Source organism: Methylobacterium sp. 001424705 (assembly GCF_059816145.1).
The window spans coordinates 1-13,192 of record NZ_JCBANU010000013.1; the positions used below are offsets into that span (position 1 = coordinate 1).

Sequence of the window (13,192 nt, forward strand, 5' to 3'; positions counted from 1 at the left end):
GGCCCCGCGCATGCGGCGCCTGCGCGGGGCCACCCGCGACGCGTTCGGGCTGTGGCGCCACCGCCTCCTGTTCCTCGTCGGCGGCATCGGCGTCGGGCTCGCCGCCGTCCTGATGGCGGGTCTCGCCGATGCCGCCCAGGGCGCGTTCCGGCAGGTGCTCGGCGTCTCGCCCCTGGTGGCCCTCGCCCTGACGCCCTTCGGCTTCGCCCTCTGCGCCTGGCTCGCCCGCGAGGTCTTCCCGAACGCCCAGGGATCCGGCATCCCCCAGGTGATCGCGGCGCGCCAGACCGGCCATCTCGCCCTTCGCCGGGCCCTCGTCTCCCTCCGGGTCGCGGCGGGCAAGATCGTGGTGATGAGCCTCGGCCTGCTGTTCGGCGCCTCCACCGGGCGCGAGGGGCCGACGGTGCAGGTCGGGGCCGCGATCATGGCGGCCGCCGGCCACCTCACGCCTGAACGCGTGCCGGGGCTGATCCTCGCCGGCGGTGCGGCCGGGGTGGCGGCAGCCTTCAACACCCCGCTCGCCGGCATCGTGTTCGGGATCGAGGAACTCGGCCGGGCCTACGAGGCCCGCACCGGCGGACTGATCGTCGCCGCCATCGTGGCGGCCGGGCTCACCGCCATGGCGCTCACCGGCAACTACACCTATTTCGGCACGTCGAGCGCCACCCTGCCGTTCGGGCCGGGCTGGATCGCCGTGCCGGTGATCGGGGCGCTGGGGGGGCTGGCCGGCGGCGGGTTCGCCCGCATCGTGATCCTGTTCGCCCGCGGCCTGCCCGGGCGTCTCGGGGCCGCCATCGCCGCCCGTCCCGTCGCCTTCGCGGCGGCCTGCGGTCTCGGGGTCGCCCTGTGCGGCCTCGCCTCGGGCGGAACGATCTACGGCACCGGCTACGAGGAGGCGCGCGCCCTCCTGCACGGCACCGCGGCGTCCCATCCGGACTTCGCGCCCCTCAAGTTCGCCGCGTCGCTGCTCTCGGCGATCAGCGGCATTCCCGGCGGCCTGTTCGCGCCCTCCCTCAGCGTCGGGGCCGGCCTCGGCGCCGCCATGCAGGGCTGGTTCTCCGGCGTGCCGGTGGCCGCCCTCGTGCTCCTCGGCATGGTCGCCTACCTGACGGGAGCCCTGCAGGCACCGATCACCGCCTTCGTCATCGTCACCGAGATGACCCAGGACCACGCCCTGATGATCCCCCTCATGGTGGTGGCGCTCATCGCCGACGCCGTCTCGAAGGCGGTCTGCCGCGAGGGGCTCTATCATGCCCTGGCGCACATCCTCCTGGAGCGTGCCGGAACCGAGGCCCGCCCGGCCGGGCCGGCGCCCCCCGGACACGCCGCGCAAAACAGCCGAGCTTGAGCGGAACGCTTGCGTCCCCAGGTGGTTATCGGTCGGTTCCGCGAGCTGGAGTGTTGCGCATGACCCTGTTGAAATGGGCCCTCATCTGTTTCGTGATCTCCCTCATCGCGGGCGGCCTCGGCTTCACCGGAATCGCTTCGGGCGCCGGCTCCCTGGCCCGGATCCTGTTCGGCCTGTTCTTGGTTGTGGCCATCGTCATCGTGGTCGTCGCCTTCGCCATCGGGCAGGCGGTGTTCTAGGGCGGCGTCCGTGGCCGGCCGGATCGCCCTCGTCACCGGCGCCACCTCCGGGATCGGCACCGAGACAGCGCTCGGGCTGGCCCGGGCGGGGTTCCGGGTCGGGCTCGTGGGCCGGGATGCCGGCCGCACCGGCCGCACGGCCGAGCAGATCCGTGGAGCGGTGCCGGGAGCCCGGGTCGACGGCTTCGTCGCCGACCTGTCGAGCCAGGCCGAGATCCGCCGCCTCGCCGCGGAGGTCCGGGCGCTCTATCCGCGCCTCGACGTGCTGGTGAACAACGCCGGGGCGATCTTCGACCGCTACGCCACCACGACGGATGGCATCGAGCGGACCTGGGCGCTGGATCACCTCGCCTATCTCCAGCTCAGCCTCGCCCTCCTCGATCACCTGAAGGCCGGTGCGCCGGCCCGCATCGTCAACGTGGCCTCGACGGCGCATCGGCGTGGTCGCATCGCCTTCGACGATATCGGCCATGCGCGGCGCTACAGCGCGATCGCCGCCTATTCCCAGGCCAAACTCGGCAACGTGCTGTTCAGTGCGGCCCTGGCACGGCGGCTCGCAGGCACCGGCGTCACCAGCAACGCTCTCCATCCCGGCGTCATCGCCAGCGGCTTCGCGTCGGAGACCGGCGGTTGGTTCGGCCTCGGCTGGCGTCTGATCCGCCCGTTCATGACGAAGCCCGCGGACGGCGCGGCGACCTCCCTGTACCTCGCCACCGCGCCCGCGGTCGAAGGCCGCACGGGTCTCTATTTCGACCGGTGCGCGCCGGTGGCGCCCTCGGCCCGAGGCCGGGACACGGCGCTTCAGGAACGGGTCTGGGCCTTCAGCCTGGCGCAGCTCGGCCTGGCGGATCCGACCGGCAGCTGACGGCGAAGGCCGCCCTCACTCCCGACGACAGGGGTGTCTGAAATCGTTTTCATGCACTGGGCGCATGCCCGCTCCCTCACGGAAGCAATTGCATGGTGCGGTGCGAGATGGCATCTGATCGCCATGCACCGCGGCGATGGCGTCGCCGCGGTGTGCCCTTCTTGGGCGTTTCCTCCCTAGACTTCGGGCCGCTCCCTCACCGGGGCGGCCTTTTTTTCTGTCCAGTGGAAGGGCGTTCTATCCGCCCCGGGACGCGCCGACAAGCACAATTGTGCGCAATCGCACCTCGAGACGCAGACATTATTCTGCGCCGCTCCCGGGAGACGACGCAGGATCGTCCGCGTCAGGCGGCCGGGGCGTCCGCCAGGAAGGCGCCGGACAGGGCCTGGGCGATCAGCGCCCGCGTCTCGGCGACTCCGTAGAGGGCGATGAACGAGCCGAATCGCGGGCCGCGCGCCTCACCGAACAGCACGTTGTAGATCGTGGTGAACCAGGCCTGCGACACACCGGGGCGCCCGTCCGGGCTCTTGGCCTTGCCGGACAGGTCCGGGAAGTGCCGGCGTCCGACCTCGTAGACCACCGCCTGCAGGCCCTCCGGATCGACGGAGCCCTCGTGCGCCGCGAGGGTCTGCGCGAGATCCTCCAGGGCCGCCCGCTCCGCCTCGGTGGCCGCCCGGTAGGTCTTGGCCGGACGCACCAGATCGCGGAAGTAGGCCAGCGCGTGGCCGACGAGGCGGGCGAGGACGGGGTGGGTCTCCGGCCCCACATCCGGGTCGTAGCGGCGGATGAAGCCCCACAGCACGGCCGGGTCCTCGGTGTTGGCCACCGCCGCGAGGTTGAGGAGCATGGCGAAGGTGAGGGCCCCCCCCTTGCCGACCGCCTCGGCCGCCGGCGGATGCCCGGCATGCAGGTGCCAGACCGGGTTGCCGAGCTTCTGGACCGGCTCCTGGCCCGGGAACTTCTCCAGGAAGCTCAGATAGTCGTCGACCTGGCGCGGGATCATCTCGACGAACAGGCGCTTGGCCTCGCGCGGCTTGTTGTACATGAACAGCGCCAGGCTGTCGGCCGTGCCGTAGACGAGCCACTCGTCGATCGAGAGGCCGTTGCCCTTCGACTTCGAGATCTTCTTGCCGTCCTTGTCGAGGAAGAGTTCGTAGTTGAACCCCTCCGGCGGTTCGCCGCCCAACGCCCTGGCGATCTCGCCGGAGAGCTTGACGGAATCGATCAGGTCCTTGCCGGCCATCTCGTAGTCGATGCCAAGGGCCACCCATCGCATCGCCCAGTCGGGCTTCCACTGCAGCTTGGCGTGCCCGCCGGTCACCGGAGTCTCGTACCCCTCGCCGGTCTTGGGGTCGCGCCAGACCAGGGTCCCGGCCGAGACCCGGACCTCGTCGATGGCCACCTGCATCACCTCCCCCGTCACCGGGTGGATGGGCAGGAACGGCGAGTAGCTCGCGGAGCGCTCGGCCCGCAGCGACGGCAGCATGATCGCCATCACGGCGTCGTAGCGCTCCAGCACCGTGAGGAGGGCCGTGTCGAACACGCCCGAACGGTAGCATTCGGTCGCCGAGCGGAACTCGTAGTCGAAGCCGAAGGCGTCGAGGAAGCGGCGCAACTCGGCGTTGTTGTGCGCGCCGAAGCTGTCATGGGTGCCGAACGGGTCCGGGACGCGGGTCAGGGGCTGGTTCAGGGCACCGATCAGCAGGGGCTTGTTCGGCACGTTGTCCGGCACCTTCCGCAGGCCGTCCATGTCGTCCGAGAAGGCGATCAGCCGGGTCGGCACGCTGTCGTTGGTGAGGACCCGGAAGGCGTGGCGCACCATCGAGGTCCGCGCGACCTCACCGAAGGTGCCGATATGCGGCAGGCCCGAGGGTCCGTAGCCGGTCTCGAAGAGGACTTCCGATTTCGGGCGGCGTTCCAGCCGCGCCACGAGCTTGCGCGCCTCCTCGAAGGGCCAGGCCGCGGCGGTGGCGGCCGCCGCGATGAGATCGGGGTCGGAGGGAAGCGGGGACGGCATGGGGACAGCGTCAGTTCTGCAAGGATGGGGGAACGGGAGATCGCGAAGGCCGGCACCGTAGGGAGGGCGACCCGGAGGGTCAACGCGGATCGATCGACTGGCATCCGGCCCTGGAAACGCGGTCGAAACCGTGTGCGGTCTGACGGCGCTCCGCCGGATTCCGGTCCCGAGCGTCTCATGCCGCGCCCGTGTCCCCTCGGGCTTGCCGTGCTGTCGCACCTGACGCCCTCCCCCCTCCCGGCCGGAGCTGCGTCGACGCGAACCTCGATGCCGGCAGCGGCATTCCGACGGACTCGAGACGGGCACCCGACGGCGGGCGCTGACGGCCGCGGTGGCGACAGGATCCCGCAGGTCCTGCGCCTTCGTTCCCGCCGGGCCGCGCAACGGCGGTGGCGGGCGCAGCGGCCGATGCACCGGCCGCGGGTCTGACGTGTTCCCGGCGCCGTCCGGCTTCACACCATCGCCGCGGGTGTCTGCGAGACACCGTCCCGTTCCGTTGCACGGCCCCGTCCGGCGCACCCGAAAGGCTCCATGTCGGTCCGCTCCATGCCCGCGCGCTCCATGTCTCCCCGTTCCCTGTCCGCACGCTCCGTCCCGGCGAGATCGAAGATCACGCGGGCCGCACCCGCCGCGCTTCGCGCGATCGCGCGGGCGGCCCGCCCCGCCGAGACGCGCGCCACCCGGCTCCTGTTCCTCATCGTCGGCTTCGGCGTCGCGGCCTGGGCGCCCCTGGTGCCCCTCGTGAAGGCGCGGGCGGGTCTGGATGACGGCCGGCTGGGCCTGCTCCTCCTCTGCCTCGGCATCGGCTCCCTGGCCACCATGCCGGTGGCGGGCGCCCTGGCGGGTCGCTTCGGCACCCGCCCCGTGCTGGCGGTCGCCGTGTTCGTCACCGGAACGGCCCTGATGGTGCTCTCCCGCGCCGCCGGCCTGCCCGTCCTCGCCGCCGCCCTCACCGGCCTCGGCATCGGCCTCGGCCTGCTCGACTGCCTCATGAACCTTCAGGCGGTGGCGGTGGAGCGCCGGGCGGAGCGCCCGATGATGTCGGGCTTCCACGGCCTCTACAGCCTCGGCTGCATCCTGGGGGCCGCCGGCTTCAGCGCGCTCCTGAGCCTCGGCCTGACGCCGGCGGCCGCGACCCTGGGGGTGGTCGCCGCCATCGCGGCCGCCTTCCTCGTGGCCCTGCCCGGCATCCTGCCGGCGGTGGCGGGGGGTCCCGGCGGCCCGGCCTTCGCCCTGCCGCGCGGCCCCGTGCTCGGCATCGGGCTCCTGTGCTTCGTGGTCTTCCTCACGGAGGGCTCGGCCCTCGACTGGAGCGGCGTCTTCCTGATCCAGGAGCGCGGCCTCGATCCGGCCCGGGCCGGCCTCGGCTACGCGGCCTTCTCGCTGACCATGACGGCGGGCCGCCTCACCGGCGACGCCCTCGTGCGCCGGATCGGCCGCCGCCGCATCGTCGTCCTGGGCGCGCTCCTCGCCGCCGCCGGGCTCGGCCTCGCGACGGCGGTGCCGCTCTGGCCGGCGACGCTCCTCGGCTACGCCCTGGTGGGGGCGGGCTGCGCCAACATCGTGCCGGTGCTGTTCACCGCCGCCGGCCGGCAGGAGACCGTGCCCGCCGCCCTCGCGATCCCGGCCGTGACCACGCTGGGCTATGCCGGGGTGCTCGCCGGCCCCGCCGCGATCGGGCTCCTCGCCCATGCCACCAGCCTGACCCTGGCCTTCCTCGCAGTGGCCGCCCTCCTGCTCGCGGTCGCGGCCGGTGCCGGGCGCCTGCGCCTCTGAGGGGCGATCACCCGGGGACGGGTTCGGCCAGGGGGGCCGGCCAGGAGAAGCGGACGTTGCCGTCGCGCAGGCCGGCGAGCACGACCTCGATGCCGCCCGACCGGATCATCCAGTCGAGGCGATGGTCGCGGTATTCGCGGCGGCGTCCGCCGGAAGTGTAGAGGTCGGGGGCCTCGGCCATCCGGGCGGCGGCCGCGTCGAACTCGGCGAAGGTCGCCGCCACCGCGGGGCGCGCGCTCACCCGGGCGTGCCAGCGGGCGAGCGGGGTCCCCGGCGCCGGCCCGAGGCCGTAATGCACCGAGCGGTTGACCATCGGGGCCGCCGCCGCGTCGGCCCAGCCGAAGCCTGCACCGCCGAACCACGCGGCTGCGCCCAGGCGCTCCGACAGCCAGCCCTGGAGCACCGCCGTCTGCGCCGCCGCCTGGGCGCGCAGATGCGCGGCGAGGTCTCCGGTGGCCCGGCGGAACCACAGCACCTCGCCGAACCCCCAGTTCACCGCCTCGTACTGGGTGTCGCAGACCTCCTCGGTGAGCCGTGCGAAGGCCCGCGCCGCGGGCTCGGCCGGCAGCAGGGGCGGCTCCGGCCAGCGCTCCTCGACGTATTCGAGGATCACCGTGGATTCGAACAGCGTCACGTCCCCGTCGAGGAGCACCGGCACCTCGGTGCGGGGATTGGCGGCCGCGAAGGGCCCCGCGTCCCGTCCCGTGCCGAAGCTCTCGGGAAGCTCCGCCGTGAACGGCACGCCCTTCTCGCGCAGCGCGATTTTGATCTTCTGGGCGTAGGACGAGAGCGGGTGCTCGTAGAGCAGCATGGTGGAAGGCTCCTCGGTGCGCGGGATGCGGCCCGCCTCAACGCCCGGTCGCCTCGGGCAGAGGGCCGGGCTGCGGGATCGGCGCGCCGGTTCCTAGAACGGGCTCACCGGGAAGAACCGCAGGTACAGCTCGGCGTATTTCCCCTCGTCCCAGAGGCGCTGGAGCGCGTCGTCGAGCGCCCGCGACAGGGCCGGGTCGTCGGAGCGGGTGACGAGGCCGATGCCCTCGCCGAAGTAGCGGTTCTCGAGGTAGTCGCCGCCCATGAAGGCGCAGCAGCCCGCGGCCTCGACGCCGCCGATCCAGAGGGCGAGGTTGAGGCCGTCGGCGAAGACGTAGTCGACCTCGCCCCGGCGCAGGGCGCCCTCGGCGGTGGCGAGGTCGGTGAAGTCCTTGGCGGCGGCCTTGGGGAAGAACGCCTTCAGATAGGCCGCGTGGGCGGTGCCGCCGACCACGCCGATGCTCCGATCCGCCAGGGCGGTCGCCGAGGGGGCGGGGAGGCCCTTGTCGGTGCGGGCGGCGAAGCGGGCCGGCCAGCGGAAATAGGGGCGTGTGGCGAGGAAGCGGGCGCGCAGGGCCGGCGTCAGGGGGATCGCCGCGGCGACCACGTCCCCCTGCCGTTCGGCCAGGGCGTCGAGGAGGGTGTCGAAGCGCCGGGCCTGAACCGTGCAGGTCATGGCCAGGCGCTCGCAGACCGCGCGGGCGAGCTCCACCACGAAGCCGGTGGGCGTGCCGTCGGGGCCGGCGAAGTGCAGGGGCGGGAAGTCGTCGTCGGTGAGGAAGCGGACCGTGCGCGCGCTCGGCTGGGTTTCCATGCGCTCCTGGCGGGCGCGCGGGTTCCAGAAGTTGGGGATCGTCACGCCCTCGGCACGGGCCGCCGGAGCGGAGCCGAGGCCGCACACGGCCGCGGCCAGTGCACAAGCCGCCGCCCGGCCCCGACGCCGCCTTGCCTTTCGGCCGGCAAACGCGGAAGTTGCAATCGTGGCGCGCGGGTTGCGCGTGGAAACGGACTGGCTCACGGCCCTCCCCTAGCACATCCACGGGCCGCCGGGAGGTCGCGCACGGTGTCGCTTCGCGGTTTCAGCACACCCGACGGCCGGACCGCGCCCCTGCTGTCTGACCCCTTGCCGCCCGAGATCGCGTTCCTCGCGCGCCAAGGCTTCGACGCGGGCCGCCTGGCGCGGGCCGCCGCTCTGGCGCGGACCTGCGGCACCGATGCCGCCGCGGCCCTGATTCACGCCGACCTGATCACCGAGGAGGCCTATTACCGCGGCCTCGCCGCCGCCCTCGGCGTCCCGTTCCTGGCCGGCGACCTGCGCCTCGGCGAGGGCACCCGCTATCCCGACAGCCTCGTGGCCGGGGTCGCGCCCCTGATGGCCCCGGGGCCCGCCACGGTCCGCGCCCCCCGCGGGGCCGCCATCGCCGCGCTGCTGCGGACGGGTACGCGCGCGGCCATCACCACGCCGCGGGCCCTGCAGGCGGCGGCGTTCGCCGCCAACCCGGTGGGCATCGCGGCCGCCGCCGCCGATACGCTCCAGCGCCACCGGCCCGACTGGGCGCTGGGGGCGGACACGCAGGGGCCGCACCTCGCCATCGCGGGCCTCGTTCTCGGGGCCGTCGGCATCGCCGCGGCGTTTCTCCCCGCCCCCGTGCTGGTCGGCGCCTGGACCCTGATGCAGCTCGGCTTCCTCGTCATGGTCACGGTCCGCATCGCCGCCGTCAGCGTCGAGGCGGACCGGCCGCCCGAGGCGGCGCTGCCGGACACTGCCCTGCCGGTCTACACGGTGCTGGTGGCGCTGCACCGCGAGGCTCCGGTCGTGCCACGGCTCGTGGCGGCCCTGTCGCGCTTCGACTACCCGGCGGCCAAGCTCGACATCAAGCTGGTGATCGAGGCCGACGACCGCGAGACCGACGCGGCCCTGGCGACGGCGGCGCTTCCGGCCCGGTTCGAGATCGTCCGGGTGCCGGCGGGCCTGCCTCGGACCAAGCCGCGCGCCCTCAACGCCGCCCTGCCCCTGGCCCGCGGGGCCTGCCTCGTGGTCTACGACGCCGAGGACGTGCCCGACCCGGGTCAGCTCCGCGCGGCGGCCACCCGCTTCGCCCGCGCCTCCCGCATCACGGCCTGCCTCCAGGGCCGCCTCGTCATCGACAACATGGACGACGGACGCCTGACGCGCTGCTTCGCCATCGAGTACGCCGCCCTCTTCGACGTCCTGATCCCGGCCCTCGCCTCCTGGCGCGTGCCGATTCCCCTCGGGGGCACCTCGACGCATTTTCGCACCGGCGTCCTGCGCGAACTCCACGGCTGGGACGCGTGGAACGTCACCGAGGATGCCGACCTCGGCATCCGCCTGGCGCGGGCGGGCTACCGCGTGGGCGACCTGCGCAGCGACACCCTGGAGGAGGCGCCGCGCGCGGTCCGGCCCTGGCTGCACCAGCGCACCCGCTGGATGAAGGGATTCCTGCAGACCAGCCTCACCCACGCCCGCGCCCCCCGCCGGACGCTTCGGCAGCTGGGCCCCCTCGGCACCCTCTGCGCCGTCGCCCTGGTGCCCGGGACGGTGATCTCCGCCCTCGCCTACCCGTTCCTGATGGGCCGGGCGGCCTACGACTTCGCGGCCTTCGCGTGGAACGGGTCCCCGGCCCAGGGCGGGTTCTGGGCGAACCTCCCCACCGGCGCCTCCGTCACCCTGTTCGTCGCCGGATTGCTCGCCATGCTGCTGCCGGCGGCCCTCGGCTGCGTCCGGCGCGGCTGGTTCGACCTCCTGACCACCGTGCCGGGGATGCCGGTCTACTTCCTGCTCATCAGCCTCGCCGCCTGGTCGGGGCTGTACGAGCTCGTCCGCGCACCGAACCGCTGGAACAAGACCGAGCACGGCCTCGCCCGCACCTCCCGCACCGGTGCGCTGCGCCCGCAGTGAGGGCGGTCCGGCTCAGCCGAGCTCCAGCGCCGCGAGGGTGTCGGCCACCCGCCGGCGCGCCTCCCCCTCCAGCGGCAGGATCGGCCGCGGCGGCGCCGCGCGGCAGAGGCCGAGAAGATCGGCGCAGGCATAGATCACCCGCAGGCTCGAATAGGTCCGGAACAGGTCCCAGAGCGGCGCGAGCCGGGCGTTCAGGCGCTGCGCCTTGGCGGTGTCGCCGGCCTCGACGGCCCGGACGATCGCCAGGGCGGGCCGCGGGAACAGCCCGGCGACGACGCTGTACCAGGCCTCGCCCCCCGCCAGCAGGGCCGCGAGCGCGTTCCAGTCGCCGCTGTAGCCGAGAGAGAACCCGGCCGGCACCACCGCGCGCAGCGCGCCGAGATGCTCCGCCGCCCCGCCCGGCTCCGGCGCCGGGCTCTTGATCGCGACGATGCCCGGAACCCGGGCGAGGCGGCCGACGAGGGCCGGGGTGAACCGGAAATGGGTGGTGCCCGGATTGTCGTAGAGGCAGAGCGGCAGGCCGGATTCCCGCGCCACCGTCTCGCAATGCACGAAGACCTCATCCTCGGTGAGCGGCGTGTAGGACATCGCCGCCAGGAGCCCGCCCTCGGCCCCGGCGCCCTTGGCGTCCTGGGCCATCCGCACCGCCTCGTCGGTGCGCAGGGCGCCGACCCCGACGAGGACCGGTACGCGGCCCGCCACCGCCGCGACGGCGGCCTCCACGGCCCGGCGGCGCTGGTGGCGCGCCAGGAACGGATAGGTGCCGGTACTGCCCAGCAGGCCGATCGAGCCGACCCCGGCCGCGACCAGGGGTTGCAGGAGAGCCTGCAAGGCGCCGAGGTCCACCTGGCCGTCGGCGTTCGAGGGTGTGATCGGGAAGGCCGACAGGACGGTCATGGTCGCTCCGGGGCGGACGCTTCGGGGAGGCACCGGCCCCCGCCGTCGTCAGGGCCGACGGCCCGGCGCCCCGCGGCGCCACGCGATCCTGACAGCCTCGTGCCTACAGCACCTGCGTACCTAAAGCATCTTGGCGAGCTCGGCCGCCGCCTCCTGGGGCGGGCGGGCGAGATTGAGCGCGTTGAGGAAGCGGTTCTGGCCGTTCATCACGTAGACCAGGGCGGTGTGCTCCATCGTGTAGTCGCCGTCCTTGGTCGGCACCTTGCGGACATAGGCGCGATAGGCTTTCACCGCCGCGCTCACCTCCTCCGGCGAGCCGGTCAGGCCGACGATGCGCGGGTCGAAGCTCGCCAGGTAGGTCTTCAGGGCCGCGGGCGTGTCGCGCTCGGGATCGACGGCGATGAACAGCGCGCGCACGTCCTGGCCCTTCGGTCCGAGGGCCCGGAGCACGTCCCCGATCTGCTGCAGCGTGGTCGGGCACACGTCGGGGCAGTGGGTGAAGCCGAAGAACACGAGATGCGTCCGGCCCGCATAGTCCCGCTCGGTGACGCGCTGGCCGTCCTGGGTGGTCAGGGTGAAGGGGCCGCCGACGCTGCTGGTCCCGGCCTCCTGGGTCTTGGGCGCCAGCACCACGAAGGCGGCGACGCAGAGCCCCACGAGGCCGACCGCGAAGGCGAGGAGGGGCAGGAGCGTGCGACGCATGGAAAACGGCCTTGCGATCCAGGGAAGTGGCGGCTTCAGACCACAGGCGCCGCCCCCGAGCAATGCTCCAAACCGTCGCCACCGGACCGTCGCCGGGCCGGGCCAGCTTCAGATGGCGAGCTTGTCCGGCTCGATCGCCGCGATCGCCGCCTCGGCACCCCCGCGGCGCAGGGCGTCGCCCACCATGAGGAGGGCCGGACCGTCGAGACCGGCGGCCTCGACCCGGGCCGCGAGATCGTGGGCCGTGCCCTCCACCACCTGCTGGTTCGGGCGGGTGGCATTGAAGACGAGAAGGGCCGGGGTCGCGGGGGCGAGGCCCTCGGCGATCGCCCGCTCGAGCAGCACGCCGAGGGTCTTCTTGGGCATGTAGACCACGGTGGTCACGCTCGGATCGGCCAGCGCGCCCCAGTTCAGATCCTCGGGCAAGGCCCCGCGCCGGTCGTGGCCGGTGACGTATTGCAGCCGCCGCGCCGCGTCGCGGTGGGTGAGCGAGACGCAGAGCGAGGCCGCCGCCCCTTGCGCCGCGGAGACGCCCGGCACCACGCTGACGGGAATGCCGGCGGCCCGGCAGGCATCGATCTCCTCGCCGGCCCGGCCGAACACCAGGGGGTCGCCGGATTTCAGGCGCACCACCTGCTTGCCGGACTTGGCGAGCTGCACCATCAGCGCGTTGATGTCGTCCTGCCGGCAGGACGGGCCGTGCCCGGTCTTGCCCACCAGCATGGTGCGGGCCTCGCGGCGGGCATAGTCGAGGATCTCCGGCGCCACGAGGTCGTCGTACAGGATGACGTCGGCGTTGCGCAAAGCGCGCAGGGCCTTGAGGGTGAGGAGTTCGGCGTCCCCCGGGCCGGCGCCGACGAGGGTCACGGCCCCACCCTTCGGCGCGGCCTCGGTCTGTCCCAGGAGTTCGGCGAGGTCCTGGTCCGTCGGCACACGGTCGGGTTCCGCGAAGGCGCGATCCGTGAAGCGCTCCCAGAAGGCGCGGCGGTCCGAGAAGCCGTGGAAGCGGCTGGTGACTTCCTCGCGCCAGTCGCGGGCGGCACCGATCCAGGCCTTGAACCCGCGCGGCAGCATGCCCTCGATCCGGGCCCGCACGGTCTGGCCGAAGACCGGGGCGGCGCCCTCGGTCGAGATGCCCACCACCATCGGCGAGCGGTTGACGATGGCGCCGAACTTCACGTCGCAGAGGTGCGGCCGGTCGACCGCGTTGACGATGGCGCCGGTCGCCCGGGCGGCGGCGACGAAGGCGACGCAGTCCGCCTCGTCCTCCATGGCGCCGATGCAGAAGGCGGACCCCGCCAGGTCCTCGGCGTGCCACGGGCGCTCGTGCAGGGTGACGGAGCCCGCGACGATCTCGCCCGGCACCGCGCGCAGCTCGTCGCTCGGCTCGGATGCATAGACGTCCACGTGGGCCCCGGCGGCGGCGAGCAGCTTCACCTTCCAGGGCGCACCGCCATTGGAACCGGCCAGCACCGCGCGCTTGCCCTGCAGCGGCACGAAGACGGGGAGGACGGCCAGGGGCTCGAGGCCGGCCGGGGCTCCGCCACGCGTCGTTTCGGGGCCGGCGGGCCGGGTTTCACGGGGGATGCGGGGCGTGCTCATGAGGCTCGGAGATGGG

The 13,192-nt window shown here is 73.5% G+C and carries 11 protein-coding genes; 5 read left to right on the forward strand and 6 right to left on the reverse strand.

The annotated features are described in order from the left end of the window. The 3 genes from AC6EUL_RS11525 to AC6EUL_RS11535 form a co-directional block, all read left to right on the forward strand. Nucleotides 1-1,348, forward strand: a 1,348-nt coding sequence (locus AC6EUL_RS11525) for a chloride channel protein (protein ID WP_499870164.1), incomplete at its 5' end; no start/stop codon positions are given. A gap of 59 nt (nt 1,349-1,407) precedes the next feature. Continuing rightward, nucleotides 1,408-1,587, forward strand: coding sequence for a DUF1328 domain-containing protein (locus AC6EUL_RS11530; RefSeq protein WP_056213599.1), 180 nt, complete (start codon nt 1,408-1,410; stop codon nt 1,585-1,587). 10 nt (nt 1,588-1,597) lie between these two features. Then, on the forward strand, nt 1,598-2,452 hold the full coding sequence (locus AC6EUL_RS11535; protein WP_056350666.1) for an SDR family oxidoreductase: 855 nt from the start codon (nt 1,598-1,600) through the stop codon (nt 2,450-2,452). 343 nt (nt 2,453-2,795) lie between these two features. Here AC6EUL_RS11535 and AC6EUL_RS11540 read toward each other — a convergent pair whose 3' ends face one another. Continuing rightward, the gene (locus AC6EUL_RS11540) at nt 2,796-4,469 is read right to left on the reverse strand and encodes a lysine--tRNA ligase (protein WP_499870167.1); all 1,674 of its coding nucleotides are present in this window, start codon (nt 4,467-4,469) and stop codon (nt 2,796-2,798) included. Between the two features lie 561 nt (nt 4,470-5,030). On the opposite strand from AC6EUL_RS11540, the gene AC6EUL_RS11545 reads away from it, so the two are divergent. After that, entirely contained in the window at nt 5,031-6,245 is a 1,215-nt protein-coding gene (locus AC6EUL_RS11545) for an MFS transporter (protein ID WP_499870169.1), read from the forward strand. A 7-nt stretch (nt 6,246-6,252) separates the two neighbouring features. On the opposite strand, the gene AC6EUL_RS11550 is transcribed toward AC6EUL_RS11545, so the two are convergent. Both AC6EUL_RS11550 and AC6EUL_RS11555 read right to left on the reverse strand, forming a co-directional pair. Then, complete coding sequence (locus tag AC6EUL_RS11550) at nt 6,253-7,056, reverse strand: glutathione S-transferase family protein (protein ID WP_056213591.1); 804 nt, start codon at nt 7,054-7,056, stop codon at nt 6,253-6,255. A gap of 93 nt (nt 7,057-7,149) precedes the next feature. Further along, the gene (locus tag AC6EUL_RS11555; protein ID WP_499870292.1) at nt 7,150-7,968 is read right to left on the reverse strand and encodes a transporter substrate-binding domain-containing protein; all 819 of its coding nucleotides are present in this window, start codon (nt 7,966-7,968) and stop codon (nt 7,150-7,152) included. Between the two features lie 150 nt (nt 7,969-8,118). On the opposite strand from AC6EUL_RS11555, the gene AC6EUL_RS11560 reads away from it, so the two are divergent. Further along, the gene (locus tag AC6EUL_RS11560) at nt 8,119-9,975 is read left to right on the forward strand and encodes a glycosyltransferase family 2 protein (protein ID WP_499870171.1); all 1,857 of its coding nucleotides are present in this window, start codon (nt 8,119-8,121) and stop codon (nt 9,973-9,975) included. A gap of 12 nt (nt 9,976-9,987) precedes the next feature. On the opposite strand, the gene AC6EUL_RS11565 is transcribed toward AC6EUL_RS11560, so the two are convergent. From AC6EUL_RS11565 to cysG, 3 genes are all read right to left on the reverse strand, one after another. Further along, complete coding sequence (locus AC6EUL_RS11565; RefSeq protein WP_499870173.1) at nt 9,988-10,872, reverse strand: dihydrodipicolinate synthase family protein; 885 nt, start codon at nt 10,870-10,872, stop codon at nt 9,988-9,990. Nucleotides 10,873-10,992: 120 nt separating this feature from the next. Next, nucleotides 10,993-11,574 (reverse strand): SCO family protein, encoded by a 582-nt coding sequence (locus AC6EUL_RS11570; protein ID WP_499870175.1) that lies wholly within the window; start codon nt 11,572-11,574, stop codon nt 10,993-10,995. A gap of 108 nt (nt 11,575-11,682) precedes the next feature. Next, the gene (gene cysG / locus AC6EUL_RS11575; RefSeq protein WP_499870177.1) at nt 11,683-13,176 is read right to left on the reverse strand and encodes a siroheme synthase CysG; all 1,494 of its coding nucleotides are present in this window, start codon (nt 13,174-13,176) and stop codon (nt 11,683-11,685) included. Nucleotides 13,177-13,192: the final 16 nt, after the last annotated feature.

Coding starts and splice junctions, on each gene's coding strand:
- AC6EUL_RS11530 (WP_056213599.1), top strand. CDS start 1,408: ATGACCCTGTTGAAATGGGCCCTCATCTGTTTCGTGATCTCCCTCATC.
- cysG (WP_499870177.1), bottom strand. CDS start 13,176: ATGAGCACGCCCCGCATCCCCCGTGAAACCCGGCCCGCCGGCCCCGAA.
- AC6EUL_RS11565 (WP_499870173.1), bottom strand. CDS start 10,872: ATGACCGTCCTGTCGGCCTTCCCGATCACACCCTCGAACGCCGACGGC.
- AC6EUL_RS11545 (WP_499870169.1), top strand. CDS start 5,031: ATGTCTCCCCGTTCCCTGTCCGCACGCTCCGTCCCGGCGAGATCGAAG.
- AC6EUL_RS11550 (WP_056213591.1), bottom strand. CDS start 7,056: ATGCTGCTCTACGAGCACCCGCTCTCGTCCTACGCCCAGAAGATCAAA.
- AC6EUL_RS11540 (WP_499870167.1), bottom strand. CDS start 4,469: ATGCCGTCCCCGCTTCCCTCCGACCCCGATCTCATCGCGGCGGCCGCC.
- AC6EUL_RS11570 (WP_499870175.1), bottom strand. CDS start 11,574: ATGCGTCGCACGCTCCTGCCCCTCCTCGCCTTCGCGGTCGGCCTCGTG.